16 protein-coding genes and 1 other RNA gene are annotated in these 19,544 nt (G+C 70.3%); 6 read left to right on the forward strand and 11 right to left on the reverse strand.

Going from position 1 to position 19,544, the window contains the following annotated elements:
• Positions 1-37: 37 nt before the first annotated feature.
• Genes greA through carA form a run of 4 tightly spaced genes read right to left on the reverse strand, consistent with a single transcriptional unit; the run spans position 38 to position 5,235 of the window.
• A complete protein-coding gene (gene greA, locus ACFO6Q_RS09015; protein ID WP_380020319.1) occupies positions 38-517 on the reverse strand; it encodes a transcription elongation factor GreA in 480 nt (159 codons plus the stop codon).
• Positions 514-3,738, reverse strand: coding sequence for a carbamoyl-phosphate synthase large subunit (gene carB, locus ACFO6Q_RS09020; RefSeq protein ID WP_380020320.1), 3,225 nt, complete (start codon positions 3,736-3,738; stop codon positions 514-516). Before carB ends, greA begins: the two co-directional genes overlap by 4 nt.
• Entirely contained in the window at positions 3,722-4,090 is a 369-nt protein-coding gene (locus ACFO6Q_RS09025) for a hypothetical protein (RefSeq protein WP_380020322.1), read from the reverse strand. The genes carB and ACFO6Q_RS09025 overlap by 17 nt, the downstream gene beginning before the upstream one ends.
• Before the next feature lie 5 nt (positions 4,091-4,095).
• Positions 4,096-5,235: a glutamine-hydrolyzing carbamoyl-phosphate synthase small subunit gene (gene carA / locus ACFO6Q_RS09030; RefSeq protein WP_380020323.1), complete on the reverse strand. Its 1,140-nt coding sequence runs from the start codon at positions 5,233-5,235 to the stop codon at positions 4,096-4,098.
• 376 nt (positions 5,236-5,611) lie between these two features.
• Here carA and ACFO6Q_RS09035 point away from each other — a divergent pair, with 376 nt between their 5' ends.
• Genes ACFO6Q_RS09035 through ACFO6Q_RS09045 form a run of 3 tightly spaced genes read left to right on the forward strand, consistent with a single transcriptional unit; the run spans position 5,612 to position 8,660 of the window.
• The gene (locus ACFO6Q_RS09035) at positions 5,612-6,328 is read left to right on the forward strand and encodes a 2OG-Fe(II) oxygenase family protein (RefSeq protein ID WP_380020324.1); all 717 of its coding nucleotides are present in this window, start codon (positions 5,612-5,614) and stop codon (positions 6,326-6,328) included.
• 26 nt (positions 6,329-6,354) lie between these two features.
• Entirely contained in the window at positions 6,355-7,866 is a 1,512-nt protein-coding gene (locus tag ACFO6Q_RS09040) for a trypsin-like serine peptidase (protein WP_380020325.1), read from the forward strand.
• A 17-nt stretch (positions 7,867-7,883) separates the two neighbouring features.
• Positions 7,884-8,660, forward strand: coding sequence for a TatD family hydrolase (locus tag ACFO6Q_RS09045; RefSeq protein ID WP_380020326.1), 777 nt, complete (start codon positions 7,884-7,886; stop codon positions 8,658-8,660).
• Here ACFO6Q_RS09045 and ACFO6Q_RS09050 read toward each other — a convergent pair.
• Both ACFO6Q_RS09050 and tcdA read right to left on the reverse strand, forming a co-directional pair.
• Positions 8,646-10,652: a DUF2961 domain-containing protein gene (locus ACFO6Q_RS09050; protein WP_380020327.1), complete on the reverse strand. Its 2,007-nt coding sequence runs from the start codon at positions 10,650-10,652 to the stop codon at positions 8,646-8,648. The genes ACFO6Q_RS09045 and ACFO6Q_RS09050 overlap by 15 nt on opposite strands.
• A 55-nt stretch (positions 10,653-10,707) precedes the next feature.
• The gene (gene tcdA / locus ACFO6Q_RS09055; protein ID WP_380020328.1) at positions 10,708-11,502 is read right to left on the reverse strand and encodes a tRNA cyclic N6-threonylcarbamoyladenosine(37) synthase TcdA; all 795 of its coding nucleotides are present in this window, start codon (positions 11,500-11,502) and stop codon (positions 10,708-10,710) included.
• A 104-nt stretch (positions 11,503-11,606) separates the two neighbouring features.
• On the opposite strand from tcdA, the gene ssrA reads away from it, so the two are divergent.
• Positions 11,607-11,960: a transfer-messenger RNA gene (gene ssrA / locus ACFO6Q_RS09060) on the forward strand.
• A gap of 103 nt (positions 11,961-12,063) precedes the next feature.
• On the opposite strand, the gene ACFO6Q_RS09065 is transcribed toward ssrA, so the two are convergent.
• A complete protein-coding gene (locus ACFO6Q_RS09065) occupies positions 12,064-12,282 on the reverse strand; it encodes a hypothetical protein (protein WP_380020329.1) in 219 nt (72 codons plus the stop codon).
• Positions 12,283-12,611: 329 nt separating this feature from the next.
• On the opposite strand from ACFO6Q_RS09065, the gene ACFO6Q_RS09070 reads away from it, so the two are divergent.
• Positions 12,612-13,826 carry an NAD(P)/FAD-dependent oxidoreductase gene (locus ACFO6Q_RS09070; protein ID WP_380020330.1) on the forward strand — a complete coding sequence of 405 codons (1,215 nt, stop codon included), beginning with the start codon at positions 12,612-12,614 and terminating at the stop codon, positions 13,824-13,826.
• 4 nt (positions 13,827-13,830) lie between these two features.
• Here ACFO6Q_RS09070 and ACFO6Q_RS09075 read toward each other — a convergent pair whose 3' ends face one another.
• Complete coding sequence (locus ACFO6Q_RS09075; protein ID WP_380020331.1) at positions 13,831-14,229, reverse strand: hypothetical protein; 399 nt, start codon at positions 14,227-14,229, stop codon at positions 13,831-13,833.
• 251 nt (positions 14,230-14,480) lie between these two features.
• Between ACFO6Q_RS09075 and ACFO6Q_RS09080 the strand changes: the two genes are divergently transcribed.
• Positions 14,481-14,741, forward strand: coding sequence for a hypothetical protein (locus tag ACFO6Q_RS09080; RefSeq protein WP_380020332.1), 261 nt, complete (start codon positions 14,481-14,483; stop codon positions 14,739-14,741).
• A gap of 76 nt (positions 14,742-14,817) precedes the next feature.
• On the opposite strand, the gene ACFO6Q_RS09085 is transcribed toward ACFO6Q_RS09080, so the two are convergent.
• From ACFO6Q_RS09085 to ACFO6Q_RS09095, 3 genes are read right to left on the reverse strand one after another with little or no spacing between them, the layout of a single operon-like run.
• The gene (locus tag ACFO6Q_RS09085) at positions 14,818-15,867 is read right to left on the reverse strand and encodes an efflux RND transporter periplasmic adaptor subunit (RefSeq protein ID WP_380020333.1); all 1,050 of its coding nucleotides are present in this window, start codon (positions 15,865-15,867) and stop codon (positions 14,818-14,820) included.
• Between the two features lie 38 nt (positions 15,868-15,905).
• Entirely contained in the window at positions 15,906-16,388 is a 483-nt protein-coding gene (locus ACFO6Q_RS09090; protein WP_380020334.1) for a nuclear transport factor 2 family protein, read from the reverse strand.
• Positions 16,385-19,498 (reverse strand): efflux RND transporter permease subunit, encoded by a 3,114-nt coding sequence (locus ACFO6Q_RS09095; protein ID WP_380020335.1) that lies wholly within the window; start codon positions 19,496-19,498, stop codon positions 16,385-16,387. The genes ACFO6Q_RS09090 and ACFO6Q_RS09095 overlap by 4 nt, the downstream gene beginning before the upstream one ends.
• Between the last annotated feature and the right edge of the window lie 46 nt (positions 19,499-19,544).

Raw genomic sequence — 19,544 nt, forward strand, 5'->3', positions numbered from 1 at the left:
GCGCCGCCTGGCACGATCGCGCACGATCGCCGCGGCGTCACTCCTCGTACCGGACGCCGGTGATTTCGTAGTTGCGCGTGCCGTTGGGGGCCTGGAACTCGAAGCTCTCGCCCTCGCTCTTGCCGATCAGCGCACGCGCGAACGGCGAGGACACCGAGATCAGACGCTGCTTGATGTCGGCCTCGAGGTCGCCGACGATCTGGTAGCTCAGCTCGTCGCCCGAATCCTCGTCGGCGAGTTCGACGATCGCGCCGAACACGATGCGCTTGCCGGCGGAAAGGCGCGACACGTCGATGACCTCGGCGTTCGACAGGGCCGCTTCGAGCTCGTTGATGCGGCCTTCGACGAAACCCTGCATCTCGCGCGCCGCGTGGTATTCCGCGTTCTCCTTCAGATCGCCGTGCGCGCGCGCCTCGGCGATCGCGGCGATGATGCGCGGACGCTCCTGCGTCTTCAGGCGCTCCAGCTCGGTGCGCAGGCGTTCGGCACCCTTCTTGGTCATCGGCGGTCGGTTCATGCCAGCTCTCTGTGCAGTTCCTGCAGGCTGTTTACCTCAGCGCTGCTGCGGAAGTCCAATGAATGCAGCAGCGCCTTGGCACCGCTGACGGTGGTCGAGTAGGTGACGCGCTGCTGCAGCGCCTCGCGCCGGATCGAGAACGAATCGGCGATCGCCTGCTTGCCCTCGGTGGTGTTGACGATGAACGCGATCTCGCCGTTCTTGATCAGGTCGACGATGTGCGGCCGGCCCTCGAGCACCTTGTTGATGCGTTCGCAGACGATGCCGTGCTCGCTCAGGTAGGCGTGCGTGCCGCCGGTGGCGACCAGGCCGAAGCCGCGGCGGATCAGGTCGCGCGCGATGTCCAGCAGCAGCGCCTTGTCCGAGTCGCGCACCGAGATGAAGGCCTTGCCCGGCGCCGGCGCGCCGATGCCGGCCGCCTCGTGCGCGCGCGCGAAGGCCGCGCCGAAGCTGCGGCCCACGCCCATCACCTCGCCGGTGGAGCGCATCTCCGGGCCGAGGATCGGATCGACGTTCTGGAACTTCAGGAACGGGAAGATCGCTTCCTTGACCGAGTAGTAGCGCGGCACGACCTCGCGCGTGGCGCCCTGCCCGGCCAGCGACTGGCCGACCATGCAGCGCGCGGCGATCTTGGCCAGCGCCACGCCGGTGGCCTTGGCCACGAACGGCACCGTGCGCGAGGCGCGCGGATTCACCTCGAGCAGGAACACCTGCTCGCCCTGGATTGCGAACTGCGTGTTCATCAGGCCGACCACGTTCAGCGCGCGCGCGAGCAGCGTGACCTGGCGGCGCAGCTCGTCCTGCGTCGCCGCCGACAGCGAATACGGCGGCAGCGAGCAGGACGAATCGCCCGAATGCACGCCGGCCTCCTCGATGTGCTCCATCACGCCGCCGATCAGCACGTTGCCTTCGGCGTCGGCCACGACGTCGACGTCGACCTCGCCGGCGTGGTCGAGGAAGCGGTCGAGCAGCACCGGCGAGGAATCGGACACGCGCACCGCGTCGCGGATGTAGCGCGACAGGTCGGCGTCGTCGTGGACGATCTCCATCGCGCGGCCGCCGAGCACGTAGCTCGGGCGCACCACCAGCGGGTAGCCGATCTCGCGCGCCAGCGCGAGCGCCTCGTCGGCGTTGCGCGCGGTGCGGTTGGGCGGCTGCATCAGGCCGAGCTTCTCGACCAGCTTCTGGAAGCGTTCGCGGTCCTCGGCGAGGTCGATGCTGTCCGGGCTGGTTCCGATGATCGGCACGCCGGCGGCCTCGAGCGCGCGCGCCAGCTTGAGCGGCGTCTGGCCGCCGTACTGCACGATCACGCCCTTGGGCTTTTCCTTGTCGACGATCTCCAGCACGTCCTCGAGCGTGAGCGGCTCGAAGTACAGGCGGTCGGAGGTGTCGTAGTCGGTCGAGACGGTTTCCGGGTTGCAGTTGACCATGATGGTCTCGAACCCGTCCTCGCGCAGCGCCAGCGCCGCGTGCACGCAGCAGTAGTCGAACTCGATGCCCTGGCCGATGCGGTTCGGGCCGCCGCCGAGCACGACGATCTTCTCGCGCGCGGTCGGCTCGGCCTCGCACTCTTCCTCGTAGGTCGAGTACAGGTAGGCCGTGGTGGTGGCGAACTCGGCCGCGCAGGAGTCCACGCGCTTGTACACCGGCCGCACGTTGAAGGCGCGGCGCAGCGCGCGCACGGCGTTCTCGTCGGTGCCGACGAGTTCGGCGATGCGGCCGTCGGAGAAGCCCTTGCGCTTGAGGCGGAACATGCGCGCGGCGTCGATCGCGCCGAGGCCGCCGGCGCGGATGTCGCCTTCGGTGCGCACGAGGTCCTCGATCTGCATCAGGAACCAGGGATCGATGCGCGTCAGCGCGTACACGTCCTCGCGCGACAGGCCGGCGCGGAACGCGTCGGCGACGTAGAACACGCGGTCGGGACCGGGCTCCTTCAGCTCGCGCTTGAGCGCGGCAAGTCCTTCGGGCGTGGCCGCGTCGAGCTTGCTCGGATTGAGGCCGTTCTTGCCGGTCTCCAGGCCGCGCAGCGCCTTCTGCAGCGATTCCTGGAAGGTGCGGCCGATCGCCATGACCTCGCCGACCGACTTCATCTGCGTGGTCAGGCGCGCGTCGGCGGCCGGGAACTTCTCGAACGCGAAGCGCGGAATCTTGGTGACGACGTAGTCGATCGCCGGCTCGAACGAGGCCGGCGTCTTGCCGCCGGTGATCTCGTTGCGCAGCTCGTCGAGCGTGTAGCCGACGGCGAGCTTGGCGGCGACCTTGGCGATCGGGAAGCCGGTCGCCTTGGAGGCCAGCGCCGAGGAGCGCGACACGCGCGGATTCATCTCGATGACGACCACGCGACCGTCCTCGGCATTGACGCCGAACTGCACGTTGGAACCGCCGGTGTCGACGCCGATCTTGCGCAGCACCGCGATCGAGGCGTCGCGCAGGCGCTGGTATTCCTTGTCGGTGAGGGTCTGCGCCGGCGCCACGGTGATCGAGTCGCCGGTGTGCACGCCCATCGGATCGAGGTTCTCGATCGAGCAGACGATGATGCAGTTGTCCGCGGTGTCGCGGACGACTTCCATCTCGAATTCCTTCCAGCCCAGCACGGATTCCTCGACCAGCACCTCGTGCACCGGCGACAGGTCCAGGCCGCGCTTGACGATCTCCTCGAATTCCTCGCGGTTGTAGGCGATGCCGCCGCCGCTGCCGCCGAGCGTGAAGCTCGGGCGGATGATGGTCGGATAGCCGACCTTGGCCTGCGCCTCGACCGCCTGCTCGAAGGTCTTGGCGACCTCGGCGCGCGGGCATTCCAGGCCGATCTCCTTCATCGCCACGCGGAACAGCTCGCGATCCTCGGCCATGCGGATCGCCTCGCGCGAGGCGCCGATCAGCTCGACGCCGTACTTCTCCAGCACGCCGTGGTCGGCGAGATCGAGCGCGCAGTTCAGCGCGGTCTGGCCGCCCATCGTCGGCAGCAGCGCGTCGGGCCGCTCCTTGGCGATGATCTTCTCGACCGTGCGCCAGTTGATCGGCTCGATGTAGACCGCATCCGCCGTTTCCGGGTCGGTCATGATCGTGGCCGGGTTCGAGTTGACCAGGACGACGCGATAGCCTTCCTGCTTGAGCGCCTTGCAGGCCTGCGCGCCGGAATAGTCGAACTCGCAGGCCTGGCCGATGACGATTGGGCCGGCGCCGACGATCAGGATCGTCTTGAGATCAGTTCTTCTTGGCACTGCTGCTTTCCTGCTCGGCCGGCTGCGGCGCCGGCGTGATCAGCGTGATGCTGCGCACGGTGTCGCGCGGCACGCTGAAGTCGATGGAACCCATCTGCGGACCCAGCTTCAGGGTCAGCGTCGGATTGGTGTACTTGATCAGCGTGCCGCGGCGCACGGTGTTGAACGTCGTCTCCACCGCGATCTCGGCGCCGACCTGCTGCTCGAGTTCGTCGTAGTTCACCGGGCGCGCGCTCGACGTGGCCGGTTTGGCTTCCTTCTTCTCCGCCGGCGCGGCGGCGCAAGCCGTCGTCGCGACGCCGAAGATCACGGCGAGGGCCAGGGCCCACTGGATGTTCGCGTTCGAAGTCATGTCGTCTACGCCGCGGCAGCCGCGCGCGCCTCCATCAGCTGGATGAACCGATCGAACAAACCGGCCACGTCGTGCGGGCCGGGACTGGCTTCCGGGTGCCCCTGGAAGCTGAATGCGGGCGCATCGGTCAGCGCGATGCCCTGCAGCGAGCCGTCGAACAGCGAACGGTGCGTGGCGCGCACGTTCGAAGGCAGGGTCGCCTCGTCGACGGCGAAACCGTGGTTCTGGCTCGAGATCATCACGTGGCCGCTGTCGAGGTCGATGACCGGATGGTTCGCGCCGTGATGGCCGAACTTCATCTTCACCGTCTTCGCGCCGCTGGCCAGGCCGAGCAGCTGGTGGCCGAGGCAGATGCCGAACAGCGGCAGCTTGGCGCGCACGAACTCGCCGATCGCCGCGATCGCGTAGTCGCACGGCTCCGGATCGCCGGGGCCGTTGGAGAGGAACACGCCGTCCGGATTCAGCGCGAACACCTCGCTCGCCGGCGTCTGCGCCGGCACCACGGTGATGTCGCAGCCGCGATCGGCCAGCATGCGCAGGATGTTCTGCTTGACGCCGTAGTCGTAGGCGACCACGCGATGGCGCACCGCCGGCCGCGCGAACTCGGTGCGATCCAGGTCGTAGCTGCCTTCGCGCCAGGCGTAGCGCTCCTTCACCGAGACGACCTTGGCCAGGTCCATGCCCTTCAGGCCGGGGAACGCGCGCGCCGCGGCCAGCGCCTGCTCGTCCGACACGTCCGCGCCGGCGAGGATGCAGCCGTCCTGCGCGCCCTTGTCGCGCAGGATGCGCGTCAGGCGGCGCGTGTCGATCTCGGCGATGGCGACGATGCCGTGGCGCTTCAGGTAGGCATCGAGCGGCTCGCTCGAGCGCCAGTTGCTGGCCAGCATCGGCAGGTCGCGGATGACCAGGCCCGCGGCGTGCACCGCGGTCGATTCGGCGTCCTCGGCGTTGCAGCCGGTGTTGCCGATGTGCGGGTAGGTCAGCGTGACGATCTGTCGCGCGTAGGAGGGGTCGGTCAGGATTTCCTGATAGCCGGTCATCGCCGTGTTGAACACGACTTCGCCGGCGGTCCGCCCCTCCGCACCGATGGAAAGGCCGCGGAAGATCGTTCCGTCAGCGAGTGCGAGTAGGGCCGGTGTGGTCATGCGTTCGCCTGTCGTTTTGTGAACCGCTGCGCATCCGGGCGCCGACACCGGATGCAGCGAAACCCGCGGGCTGGCGTCAACCAGTCCGTTGGGAAGAGAAAGGGAATCAAGGCGAGCGGGGATTTTAGCAGGATGTGGCGCGCGGATCACCCGATCCGGCGCTGCACGGCGGGATCTTGCGCCCGGTGCCATATCCTGCTGCGCCGAAGTCTACAATTGGTCCGCCTCTGACGCCTTTCTCCCTCTCCTGCTTGCGGGAGAGGGTTGGGGTGAGGGCAATCGGAGCGCAGCGCTCCGCCCCTCTCACCCGCGCCTGCGGCGCGACCTCCCCCGCATGCGGGAGAGGTGACTGACCTGAACTCCTTCCGATTCGACCATGAATGCCGTACCGCAACCGATCGACCCGCCCCGCCTGCTCGATCCGGCGCACCTCGACCGCACCGACACGCTGGTGCGCGCGCAGCCGTTCGCGTTCCTGATCGCGCACGGGCAGCTGCCCGACGCCGCCCGCGCCGAACTGGCCGCGGATTTCCCGCGCTACCCGAGCGCCGGCTTCTTCCCGCACGAGGAGAAGGACTGCGGGCCCTCGCTCAACCGGCTGATCGGCGAGCTGACCTCACGCGAGTTCGCCGACGCGATCGGCGCACGCCTGGGGATCCCGGATCTGGGCAACTACCCGACCTTGGTCACGATCTGCCGCGCGCTGAACAAGCGCCACGGCACGATCCACACCGACAGCCGCTCGAAGATCGTCACCGCGCTGGTCTACCTCAACGAGACCTGGCCGCCGATCAGCGAGGGCTGCTTCCGCTTCCTCAACCGCATCGACGACATCGACGACCTCGTGGTGCCGGAAATCCGCCCGCTGTACGGCAATCTCGTCGCCTTCCGCCGCGCCGACAATTCCTTCCACGGCCACCTGCCGCACGAGGGCGAGCGGCGCGTGGTGCAGGTGGCCTGGCTGACCAGCGAGGACGAAAAGCTGCGCAAGACCCAGCGCGGCAAGCTCTCGCGCCTGTTCAAGAAGCTGTTCGGCGGCGTCGACCGCAAGCTCGGCGCCGGCCGCGACCGCAACGCCGCGCACCGCGACTGACGATGCGACGCAGGAGATCGTTCACGATGCCAGGTATCCGTCACGCGCTCGGCCTGGGCGCCCTGCTCGGCTTCGCGCTGGCCGTCGCCGCGCCCGACGCGGCGGCGCGCCAGGGTGAACCGCCCTACAGCCTGAGGCAGAACGCGAAACTCGCACGGGTGCTTCCGCTCGCCGAGCTGGCCCCGCTCGACGCCGCGATGCGGCGGCTCGAAATCGACACGGCCGCCGCGGCGAGCCTGGGCGCACGCACGAAGCGCACCGCGGTCGCGGACCCGCGCACGGTGTCGCTCACGCCGCAGCGCGACGGCGTTTGGGACTCGCTCGCCGACGGCTCGCAGCTGTGGCGCGTGCAGGTGCGCGCCGCCGGCGCGACCGACCTGCGCCTGGCGTTCGACCGCTACGCCCTGCCCGCCGGCGCGACGCTGTACGTGATCGGCGCCGACGGCTACTACCAGGGGCCGTACGCGGCGGACGACGGGCACGGCCGGTTCCACGCGCCGGTCGTTCCGGGCGACACGGCGACGGTCGAGCTGCGCGTGCCGGCCGCGGCCTGGCCGCTGGCCGACGACGCGCTGGAGCTGAGCCGCGTCGGCGCCGGCTTCCGCGACGCGTTCGGCCGCGAGCCGATCGACCTCGTCAAGCTCGGCAGTCCCGGCCGCTCGGGCGCGTGCAACGTCAACGTGGTCTGCCCGCTCGGCGCGCCGTACGGCGACGAGATCCGCGCGGTCGCCTATTACGAGTACTTCGACGACGTCGAGCAGGGCTACTACATCTGCTCCGGCACCCTGCTCAACAACGCCGCGCGCGACCGCAGGAACCTGTTCCTGACCGCGGCGCACTGCGTGTCCAGGGCCAGCCAGGCGGCCTCGATGGTGCTGTACTGGAACTACCAGTCGACGCAGTGCGTCGTCCTCGCCGCGCCGGGCGGCGGCTACTTCAACGACAACCAGAGCGGCGCCGCACTGCGCGCGACGCGCCCGGACGTCGACGTGACCCTGGTCGAACTCGACCAGCCGCCGCAGTCCGACTGGCACGTCTACTACGCCGGCTGGGACGCCGGCGGCGCGGCACCCGGCGGCACGATCGGCATCCATCATCCGCGCGGCGACGTGAAGAAGATCACCGCCGGCCCGGCGCCGTCGGTGAGCGGCAACTGCACCGTGGCCTCGCCGACCGCGCCGAACACGCACTGGCGCGCCGGCCCGTATTCGCAGGGCACCACCGAGGGCGGCTCGTCCGGCTCGGCGCTGTTCGCGCGCGCCGGCGACGTCGGCCAGAAGCGCGTGATCGGCACCTTGTCCGGCGGAAACGCGCTCTGCCAGGGCACCGAGCCGAACGCCGCGCAGGACTGCTACGGCCGCGTCGCGATCGCTTGGAACGGCACCAACGCCGCCGCGCGCCTGCGCGACTGGCTCGATCCGGCCGGTTCCGGCGCGATCGCGCTCGACGGCCTCGACAGCACCGCGCCGACGTTCGTGCCGCCGCGCCATTCGGAGCGGCCGCTTCCGCCGGTGCTGCGGCAGCGACCGCGGCGCTGAACGCGGGCCGGGCGACGATGCGGCTGATCGACACGCACTGCCATCTGGACGCGCCCGAGTTCGACGCCGACCGCGACGTGGTGGTGGCGCGCGCCGAAGCCGCCGGCGTTCGCGCGCAGGTCGTGCCGGCGATCGCGCTGTCGAACTTCCAGGCCATCCGCGCGCTGTGCGCCGCGCATGCCGGCCTGTACGCGGCCTACGGCCTGCATCCGATGTTCGTCGCCGAGCATCGCCCCGAGCACCTCGACGCGCTGCGCGCCTGGATCGAACGCGAGCGCCCGGTCGCCGTCGGCGAATGCGGGCTCGATTTCTTCGTCGAAGGGCTCGATGCGCAGGCGCAGCGCTGGCACTTCGTGCGCCAGCTGGAACTCGCGCGCGAATTCGAGCTGCCGGTGATCGTGCACGCGCGCCGTGCGGTCGACGAGGTGATCGCCACCATCCGCCGCGTCGGCGGACTGCGCGGCGTCGTGCACAGCTGGTCGGGCAGCGAGGAGCAGGCGCGCCAGCTGTGGAAGCTCGGTTTCCTGCTCGGCCTCGGCGGCCCGGTCACGCACGAACGCGCGCGGCGCCTGCGCCGCCTGGCCGCGTCGATGCCGCTGGAATTCCTGCTGCTGGAAACCGACTCGCCCGACCAGCCGCTGGCCGACCACCGCGGCGAACGCAACGAACCGGCGCGGCTGCGCGAGGTGCTCGACACGATCGCGGCGCTGCGCGGCGAATCCGCCGATGCGGTCGCGCGCGCGACGACGGCCAATGCCGAGCGCCTGTTCGGCCTGCCCTCAACCGCCGCCTGAGCCCGCCTCGACCGCGCCGAACAGCTCGTAGCGGCTTTCGGTCACGCGGCGCCCGGGCAGCGGTCGGATCTCGAACGAGAGCACGTCGGCGGGCAGCGGCAGCGCGAAATCCACGTCCGCCTGCGACCAGCGCCGCGCCGGATTCGCCTGCGTATCCGGCCATGCGCCGACGCGAACGCCGTTGACGAGGATTTCCGCCGCCTGCCCTTCGACGCCGGCGTCGAACGTGCGGCGCAGACGGAACGCGGTGCCGTGCCGCGGCGAGGACAGCGTGAAGCGGCTCGGCGTCGTCGCGCGACAGACCAGCGCGCTCCTGGAGGTCGGCGGTTCGTCGCCGAACAGCGCGTCCTGCACGGCGCAACGCGCGTCGCTGCCGCGCGCGTAGCCGGCAGCCGCCTCGGCGGCGGCGTCGCCCAGTTGCAGCGCAGCGACGATCTCCTGCGCCGGCTCGGGACTGGCGTAGTAGAACGCGACCGTACGCAGGCACAGCGGCTCGTCGCCCCACGCGCCGTTCTCCAGTTTGTAGACGACGGAGCGGCGCCAGCGCGGCGCGTCGGCGAGGAACCAGCGGTACATCGAGGTCGCATCGTCGATGCCGCCGGACCGGCGCAGCGGCGCACCCGCCAGCGGCCCTACGTAGGCGCCGCGATCGAAATAGAAGCCGCCGTTGAACAGATCCTCGACGCCGGTGCCGTACCACGACGGCTGCACGGCGCCGTCGACGTAGATGCGCTCGTCTCCCTCGAGGTAGTAGCCGCCCTCGTGCACGCCGTCGCCGCTCATCCACGCGACCAGCCCGAACAGGCGGCCGCGGCCTTCGTGACGCAGCAGGACCTGGTCGCCGTCGATCTGCGGCGTGGTCGGGCAGGCCGCGTGCACCTGCGTGTGCAGAACGCCGGCGTCCGGCGGCGGCGGCGCCGGGTCGACGTCGAAGACGTGGCGGATCGCCACCGGTCTCGCGTCAGCGCCGTCGCGCAGGCGCACCGACACCTCCACGTCGCGGCGGTACGGCATCGGGAAGCGCGCGTAGAACGCGCCGAGCGCATCGACCCCGGCGAGCAGCCCGAGCGGCCGCAGGCGGTCCGCTGCATCGGCGGCGAAGAACTCGGCGACCGGCAGGTCGACCGTCGACTCGCCGTCGAACGCGATCGACAGCTGCACGTCGTCCCAGCGCTCGCGGTCGAGCTGGATGCGGGTGGACACCAGCGTGCCCGGCCCCGCACGCCGCAGCAGCACCAGCGGAGCGTCCGCGGTCAGCTCGTCCGAGGTCGCGCCGGGCAGCGCAGCGGCGTCGTGCCGGCCGCGGCCGAACGGCAGCCGCGCGGCGAGCGCCCGGTCCGCATTCGACGCTTCGACCAGGCGGCGCATCAGCGTGGAAGTATCGGCGTCCTCAGGCGCGCCGGAGGACGAAGCGTCTTCCGGCGTCTGCACGTAGTTGATCTGGTACCACAGCCGCCGGCCCGCGCCGTTCAGCAGCGCGATCTTGATGCCGTGCCGGTACGCGAACGGCCGGTACGAGACGTTGCCGCCGCTGGCGAGCAGGCGATCGGCCGCCAGCGCCGCGGCGTCGCGGGATGGCGGCGCCTCGCGGAAGAACGCATCCAGCGGCTGGTCGAGCGCCGGCACCGCCTCGCCGTCGAGGTAGATGCGCAGGCGCACGTCGGATGGCAGCGGCTGGCTGACGCCGTCGCCGGTGGTCATCCACAGGCGCGTCACCGCCCCCGCTCCGGGCTGGTCGAGGATCACGCCCTGTTCGCCTTCCGCGGTCGATTCGATGCGCACGAAACGCTGGCCGCCGCGGCCGGGATCGAGCGAGGTGCGGTCGTAGCGGCAGCCGTCCAGGCAGTAGCTGCTCGCCAGGTAGCTGCCGTAGTCGCCGCCCAGGCGCGGCAGGTCGGCGAGATCGGTCCAGACCTGCCACGGCGGCCGCGCCGTCGATGCCGAAGCGGCGAACGACGCCGCCGCGACCACGCAGAGCACCCATTGCCTCATCGTCCCTCCATCCGCCACATCAGCGGCGCGATTGCAGCACGGATGCGCGCGGCTTTCAGCCCGCGCTCGGCGGCCGCAACAGGCGTTCGAGCGTACGCGACACCGCAGCGAAGGCGAACGCCGCAGTCACGTGCGTGGCCGCGCCGAGGCCGCCGCCGCAGTCGAGCTTGAACGAATCGCCACCGGCCGGGCGCGTGCCGCAGACGCTGCCGTCGGCCTGCGGATAGCGCACGTTCTCGCGCGAATACACCGCCTGCACGCCGAAGTAGCGCTTCGGGCCGCGCGGGAAGTTGAACTCCTCGCGCAGCTTCTTGCGCACCAGCGCGAGCAGCGCGTCGTGCTCGGTCTTGGACAGGTCGCGCACGGCGATCAGGGTCGGATCGGTGCGCCCGCCGGCGGAGCCGACGGTGATCAGCGGCCGCTTGCGCCGCCGGCACCACGCGATCAGCTCGACCTTCACGCGGAACGCGTCGCAGCAGTCGAGGACGAGATCGTAGTCGCGATCGAGCATGCGCTCGAGATTGGACGGCGTGACGAACTCCTCGACCGCATCGACCGCGATGGCGGGATGGATCGCGCGCGCACGCGCCGCCATCACCGCCACCTTCGGCCGCCCGTACTCGCCGTCGAGCGCGTGCAGCTGCCGGTTCGTGTTGCTGACGCAGACCTCGTCGGCGTCGATGATCGTCAGGCGCCCCACCCCGCTGCGCGCCAGCGCCTCCACCGCCCACGAGCCGACGCCGCCGATGCCGATCACGCACACGTGCGCGCGCGCGAGCCGCGCGACGCTGCCGGCGCCGTACAGGCGATCGATGCCGCGGAAACGTTCTTCGGTGGCGGGCTGGTCCATGAGGGCGCGCAGGGTAGCATCGCGCGGACCTGAATCGCGCGCGGGCGTCGGCTTCAGAACGGGCTTGATTTGCCGCAGCCGCGGCCCCAACATGTCGATCCCCCGGGGGCGACATGGTTTCGACGGGGGACGCAAAGTAGCTTGGAGCATGCCGAGGGCGTCATCTTCCTCGTTAATCCGGTGGCAAAAAACCTAGACGCGAACGACGACGTCTACGCTCTGGCCGCTTAAGGCCTAGCCCCGAACCCACTTGTGCCTGTGCTCGTGGATGTAGGGTCATCATCACGGGATCGCTCGAAGCCGGCGCCTTTCGGCTGACAGCTAAAACCTAGAGGCTGGTCCTGCGGTGCGCCTGGCACGCTGTGTTGCCGCAGGACGAGATCGAACAGCGTGACAAGCATGTAGCGCCGGGCGCGGAGCGCCTTCGGACGGGGGTTCAATTCCCCCCGCCTCCACCAATTCGATTTCCGCGGAAGTTCGCCGAAGTCCTGAACCCCGCCTCGCGGCGGGGTTTTTTATTGCCCGACGTTCGCTGCCTTCCGAACGCCGCACGTTGCTCGGCTACGGCACCTCCCCGTACCGCGCCAGAATCACCGGCTGCTCGTAGTCGCCCGCGTCCGGATCGACGAACTGGCTGTAGGCGATCACGCCCGCCGAACTCTCCGACAGTAGCCGCGCGCGGCCGATCGCGTCCTGGTCGCTGCGGCAGATCACGGCGCGCTCGGGCCACAGGTGGCCTTCCACGGCCTTGTAGGTCTCCACCACGTAGATCGTCTGCATAGCGCCTCCTGAGCTGGGGCGCGGAGCATCGGCCTGCGCCGTCTCAGGCCTTGGGATTGTGCCGCGAGCGTGCGGATCAATCCGTCCTGCGCCGGCGCGGCTGGCCGCCGGCGGCGTAGCCGTGACGCCAGCCGACGACGTAGATCGCGAGCGTGGCGACGATGACGAGTGCGGCGATGACCATGAGGGCTCCTTGCTGAATCGGGCTCGCGCCTCAGTACGCAACGGCGTGCGGCCGCAGATCACGCCCGATCGCGGACGTCGCCGCTTCCGGCGGCCGCAAGCGAGGTTCTATGCTGTCCCACAGACGCGGCGGCACGGAACAGCGGATGGACCTGAGCAGCGGATATCCCTACTGGACCGTCAAGAACGGCCTGCTCGGCGACTACCCGGCGCTGAGGGAGGACGTCGATTGCGACGTCCTGGTGGTCGGCGCGGGTATCACCGGCGCGCTCGTCGCATGGCATCTGCAGCAGGCCGGTCACGCGGTCTGCGTCATCGATCGCCGCGAGGCCGGCTGGGGCAGCACCTCGGCCAGCACCGCCCTTCTGCAGTACGAAATCGACACCGAGCTGCAGGACCTCGTGGAAATGTACGGCCGCGAGGACGCCGTGCTGGCCTACCGCGCCTGCGAGAAGGCGATCGCGTCGCTGCGGCGCATCGCGCGGCGCTTCCGCGGCGTGGAGTTCCAGGACCGGCGCAGCCTCTACTACGCCGGAAGGTGGCATCACCAGTTCCGGCTGCGGCGCGAGGCCGAGCTGCGCCGCTCGAACGGCTTCGACGTGCGCCTGCTGGAAGCGGAGGACGTGCGCCGCGAATTCGGCTTCGACGCGCCGGCGGCAATCCTGACCTCCGTCGCGGCGCAGGTGGATCCCTACCAGCTCACCCACCGGCTGCTGGCGGCCATCGTGCGCAGCGGCGGCGGCGTGTTCGATCGCACGCCGATGGCGGAATTCTCGCCCGGCCGCGGCAAGGTGCAGGTGCGCACCGCGACGAACGCGAACGTGCGCTGCCGCCATCTGGTGATCGCCGGCGGCTACGAGACGCAGCAGCACATCGCGCAGAAGGTGGCGAGCAACCGCAGCAGCTACGCCTTCATCACCGATCCGGTGCCGCAGGCGCTGGGTCCGCTGGAGTCGTGCCTGCTGTGGGAATCCTCGCGGCCGTACCTGTACGTGCGCAGCACCGCCGATCGCCGCCTGCTGGTCGGCGGGGAGGACGACTGGCTCGACATTCCCGCGCGCAGGGACGCCCGCGTGCACAAGAAGGCCGCGAAACTGGCCAGAAAGGCCGGCGCGCTGTTTCCGGGACTCACCCTCGATCCGTCGTTCGCCTGGGCCGGCACCTTCGCCGAGACGAAGGACGGCCTGCCGTTCTTCGGTCCGCACGAGCAGCACGGACCGCGCGTGCACTTCGCGATGGCCTACGGCGGCAACGGCATCACCTACAGCCTGATCGGCGCGGAGCTGATCACCGCCTCGCTCGCCGGCCGCCGGCATCCGTGCGCCGGGCTCTTCTCCTTCGAACGCCTGCGCCGCAAGTGATCGTCTAGGCGGAAGACCGCTCCCAGCCGACGAATTTGTACTGCCCCGGCGGCAGGTACAGCGGGAAGACCGACGCCTCCTCCTCGCGCACGATCTGCACGAAGGTCCGCGCCGCGGCGGCCACGTCGCGAACGAAGCGCCTGCGCTGCAGCGGTCCCCACGGCGCTTCGAGATAGGCGCTCATGGTCGCCTCCACCTGGGTCGAGGCGAGATCGACGCTGCGATGGATCGCGCGCAGCTGCATCGTCGCCGAGACGTCGTTCCGCAGCGCCCAGCGCAGGTACGGATAGAGATGGACGCTCTTGGCCAGCCCGGCGCGGCGGAAGACCTCGGCGAAGAAGCGCATGCGCGCGACCGCCTCGTCCGTGTGGCCGGCGCGGCAGCGGTCCAGCAGCGAGCGCATCGCCTCGTGCGCGCTGGCGTGGCAGTGCCGGAGGCCGGGAACGAGCCGGGGGCGGAACTGGACGGGAAAGTCGATGGCGCTGCTCGGGGGCGGACTTCCGGCGCGGGGTGCCTGATCGCTCCCAGCTTCCTTGAAGAACGGAAGGCGCATGCGCTCGTGCTCGACTGCGGTGGCCGCAATATATCCAGTTCCGTGATGGATATCACATTTCAATCATCGGCGGCACAGATTTTGAAGAAGATTTCCCTTTCATGAAGACTGCGCTCCGGCAGGCGCATCATTCCCGGCACAGGCGCCGCCGCGACGTCGCCGCCGATCACCCTCCCGAGGACCGCGAAATGCCGATGACCGTGAGCAAGCACGTGCAGGAAGCCTGGATGCAATCCGTCGAACGGGACCTGCAGGTCCTCGCCTCGGCGATCCGCAGCATCGCGGAGCAGGAGCCGGAGCGCTGCGCGCAGGCGCTGCAGGCGGCGCAGTCCGTGCTCGACCGGCTCGGCCGCCAGCCCTGATCGGGCGGAATCGCCGAGCCGGATTTCGGTCTGCGCGCGGCCGCGAGCCGGCGCAGCGGACCGCCCTCCTTCGCGGTCAGCTGCCCGAGCGGACCGACACGGCCTGCCCGGCGCTCAGGCGTTCCGCACCGCGCACCACCAGGCGATCGCCGACGCTGAGCGCGCCGCGCACCTCGACGAGGTCGCCGCTGCTGGTGCCGGTGGTCACCGCGATCGGCTCGGCCTTGTTGTCGCCGGAGATGCGCATGACGTAGGTGCGGTCCGGCCGCCGCACGAGTGCGTCACGTGGCACGGCGAGCGCCGCCTCGGCTGCCGCCGCCGTCTCGGGCAGGGCGACCTCGACCGCGCTGCCGACCAGCGCCAGCGCGGGATCGACGCCGACGCGCAGCTCGAACTGGCGCGCGCGCTCGTCGCCGACCGGAACCACCGCGCGCACGGTCGCGGTCTGCTCCACGCCGCCGGCGCGCAGGCCGACCTGCATGCCCGCGCGAACCTTGTCGGCGAGCGCGAGCGGCGCCTGCACGCGCGCCTCGATGCGCTCGGTGTCGACGAAATGCACGATGTTCGCGCCGACCTGCAGGTACTCGCCGCGCTGCGCGTAGCGCTCGGTGACGAGGCCGGAGAACGGCGCGCGCACGTCGGCCTGGCTGATGTCGTATTCCACCTGGCGCAGCTGCGCGCGCGCACGCGCCGCGGTCTGCGCATCGGTTTCCAGGGTCGCCACCGCTTCGTCGAGCTGCGCGCGCGCGATCGCGCTGCTGGCCTCGAGCTTGCGCAGGCGTTCGAGCTGGGTCTTCGACAGCGCCTGCCTGGCCTCGGTGCGGCGCAGTTCAGCGAGCAGCTCCTCGCGGCGCAGATGCAGGGCGCGATCGTCGATCTTGGCCAGCCGTTCGCCGGCCTTCACGCGCGTGCCGACCTCGGCGACGAAATCCAGGCGCCCGGCCTCCGCGCTGGCGATCTTCGCGTCGTCGCGGCTGACCACGCTGCCGGGCACCCAGCGCGTGGGCGCGAGCTTCGACGCGACGGCCTGGCCGATCTCCACCACCGCGGCCGGCGCCGGTGCGGTCTGCGCCTGTGCGGCAACGCAGAGCAGGCCGAGGAATGCGCTCGCGACTATCGTCTTCATGGTTTCGTCCCGGGGAAAAGGCATGCGCGTCGAACGAATCATTGGCGCGGCTTGCGATGCCAGAGCGCGTTCACGATCACCCATCGATCGCCGAACCGGCCCATCTGCAGGTGATCGACGAACCACGGGCTCTCCAGCCGCACGGTGGCAACGTCCTGATCGACCCGCAGCACCTCGACCGACCGCTGCCACTGCTCGCGCGGCGTCTTCAGCGCGCCCTTGCGGGTCAGGCCGATCAGCTCGTCGGACGTCATGCGGCCGAGGCCGAGCGTTTCGTACGGTGCCGCGGACGCGACGTTGCGCTTGGCCAGATCCGGATGCAGCGAACGCGCCACGCGCGCGGCATCGCCTTCCAGCTGGCCGTCGATGTAGTCGTACGCGGTCGCCTCGATCGCACGCAGCGTGCCGGCATCGGTCTGTGCGCCGGCGCTCGCGGCGAACGCGAGCCCCAGGGCGAGCTGGAGGGCGGCTAGTGGTCGCATGCGTCTTTCCATGAATCTTCTCCCGGTGTCGTGGCTCATGCGGCTTCCGCTCCGACCAGCCGCGGGCGCTCGGCCTGCGGCGCCGGCAGCGGCGCCGCTTCGCGCCGGCTGCCGCGCTCGAAGAACAGCCGCATCAGGCTCGGCATCAGCAGCAGCGAGAAGATCAGGCTGATCACCACGCCGCCGACGTTGACCGCGGCAAGGCCGCGGTAGATCACGCTGCCGGGGCCGGGGTTGACCGCCATCGGCAACGCGCCGAGGGCGCCGGTCAGGGTCGAGGCGAGGATCGCGCGCAGACGCTGGTTCAGCGACATGCGGATCGCCTCGGACAGCGCCGCGCCGTGCGCCTGCGCGTGGCGCGTCAGGTCGACCAGCAAGATCGCGTGGTTGACCACCACGCCGACCATCATGATGAAGCCGATCATCGACAGCAGGTCGAGCGGCTGGAACGCGAACAGGCCGAGCACGCGCAGCCCGAGCATGCCGCCGATCAGCGCCAGCGGCACCGTCAGCACCACGATCAGCGCGTAGCGCAGCGACTTGAACATCGCCGCCATCAGCAGGCCGAGCACGAACAGCGCGAGCAGGAAGTTGTTGCCGATGGTGCCGACGATGCGGCCGAGGCGGTCGGCGCTGCCGGCCAGGCGGATCGTGCCGTCGGGGAACTCGCTGCGCAGCGTCGGCAGCACGTCGCGCTCGATCGTCGCCAGCGCGGTTTCGAGCGCGAGCGTCGCCGGCGGGTCCATCGTCAGCGTGACCGTGCGGCGGTGATCGAGGCGGCGGATCTGCGAAGGTCCCAGCGCCGTTTCCAGGCGCACCATCTCGCCGACCGTCACCACCTTGCCGTCCGGCGCGACGATCGGCGTCTGCGCCAGTTCCTCCGGCGTCTGCCCGGCGCTGGCGCGCAGGATCACCGGCACGCGCCGCTCGCCGTCGAAGTACTCGCCGAGCCAGGCGCCGTCGCCGAGCGTGCGCACGATGTCGCCGAGCGCGACGCGATCCCAGCCGGCCTCGGCGATGCGGCGGTCGTCCGGCACCGCGCGCAGTTCCAGCTGCGCCGCGTCGGTCGGCGGGAACGCCTGCACGTTGGCGCCGAGGAATTTCGTCTCGAGCAGCCGGCGCCCGGCGTCGGCGACCCGGTACAGCTCGGCCGCGTCCTCGCCCTGCAGGTGGATCGACACCGCGCGCGCGGAGCCGCCGAAGCCGCCGAACAGGTTGCCCTCCTCGGTGAACACGCGCGTGTCGGGAAAGCCGACCGTGATCTCCTCGCGCACGATGCGTTCCAGCTCGCCGATGCGGCTCTCGTCGACCACGCGCGCGCCGATGTTGCCGCCGCCGGGATAGATGATCACGTACCAGTTCTTCAGCTGCGGCTGCCTGGTGCCGTCCATGTACGGCTTCATGCGTTCGAGGATCGCCGGCACGATCTCGCGGTTGACCGCCTCGGGCGGCATGCCCGGCGGGAAGTTGAAATAGGCGTCGATCGCCGCGCGCTTGACCGGCGGCAGGTAGTCCAGGCGCGGCACGAAGGCGAACGTGGCCGCCAGCGGCAGCACGAGCAGGGCCAGCACCCAGCCGATCTGCCTGGGCCGCGTGTCGGTCCAGGCCATGATGCGGTCGGTCAGCCACGGCCAGCCGTCGCCGTAGCCGGACTTGAGCTTCTTCGCCTTGAGCCAGCTCGCCGCCGCCGGCAGGGCGGTGATCGCGACGACGACGGAAATCGCCACGGCGATCGAGATGGTCAGCGCGAGATCGGAAAAGATCTGCCCTTCGACGTCGCGCAGGAACACCACCGGCAGGAACACCGCCACGGTGGTGATGGTCGAGGCGACCAGCGCGCCGACGACCTGCTGCGTGCCGGTCAGCGCCGCCTCGTACGGCGTCACGCCGCCCTCCTTCAGGCGCAGGATGTTGCCCGACACCACGATCGCGCCTTCGACCACCATGCCGACCGCGAACGCGAGGCCGGCCAGCGAGATCACGTTGAGCGTGTGTCCGCTCAGGTGCAGCACGGTGAAGGTGGCGAGCAGGCACACCGGAATCGTCGCCGCGATCAGCACCGTGGCGCGCGCGTCGCGCATGAACCACCACACGCACAGCAGGGACAGCAGCGCGCCGACGATCAGGTTCTCGCTGAGCAGGTGCACCGCGCGGTTGATGAACAACGACGAGTCGAACGACTGCTCGATGCCCAGCCCGCGCGCCTTGAGCGGACCGTCGCGCAGTTCGGCGACGACCTTCTTCACCGCGTTGAGCGTCTCCAGCACGTTGGCGCCGCTGACCTTGTCGACCTGCAGGCCGATCGCCGGATTGCCGTTCTGGTAGGCGAAGAGCTGGCGCCGCGGCGGACGCACCTCGATGGTGGCGACGTCGCCCAGGTGCACGGTCTTGTCGGCGTTGGACGACAGCACCAGCGCGCCGAGCTGCTCGGGGGTGTAGCGCCCGGTGTAGCGCAGCCGGTACTGCTGGCGGCCGACGTCGACCTGGCCGCCGGAGACGTCGGCCGCCGCCGCGGCGCGCGCGGCGATGTCGGAGATCGACACGCCCAGGCTCGCCGCCTTGGCCGCGTCCACGGTGATGCGCACCTCGTCCGGCGGGCCGGCGTTGACGATCACCTGCGCCACGCCGGGCACCGCCTCGATGCGCGGCTTGACCGTGTTCTCGATCAGCCGGCGGTATTCCTCGATCTTTCCGGGCGTGCCGGGCAGCAGCTGCACGAAGAACCAGCTCAGCACGCTGTTCGCGCCGCCGGCGTTGCCGCCCATCTGCACCACCGGGCGGTCGGCGTCCTTGGGGATCGAACGCACGCGGTTGAGCCGGCCGATCACCTCGACCAGCGCGTTCTTCATGTCGGTGCCGATCGCGAAGGTCAGGTTGACGTTGCTGCCGCCGGAGGCGGCGTTGCCGTCCAGTTCCTCCAGCCCCGGCAGTCCCTGCAGCACCTGCTCCTGCGGCTCGAGCAGCTCGGCCTCGACCTCCTCCGGCGAGGCCGCGCGCCAGTTGGTCTGGATCGAGATCTGCGGCCGGTCGATGTCGGGAAACAGCTGCAGCGGCAGCTGGCGCAGGCTCATGAAACCGAGCAGGCAGACCAGCAGGACCGCCATGCCGACCGCGACCGGATTCTTCAGCGAGGCTTCGACGAGTTTCACCGACTGTTCCCCATGCTCCGCGCCGGGCCATCGCGCGCCGGGGGAT

This window comes from Dokdonella ginsengisoli, assembly GCF_042652785.1.
Lineage (GTDB): Bacteria > Pseudomonadota > Gammaproteobacteria > Xanthomonadales > Rhodanobacteraceae > Dokdonella_A > Dokdonella_A ginsengisoli.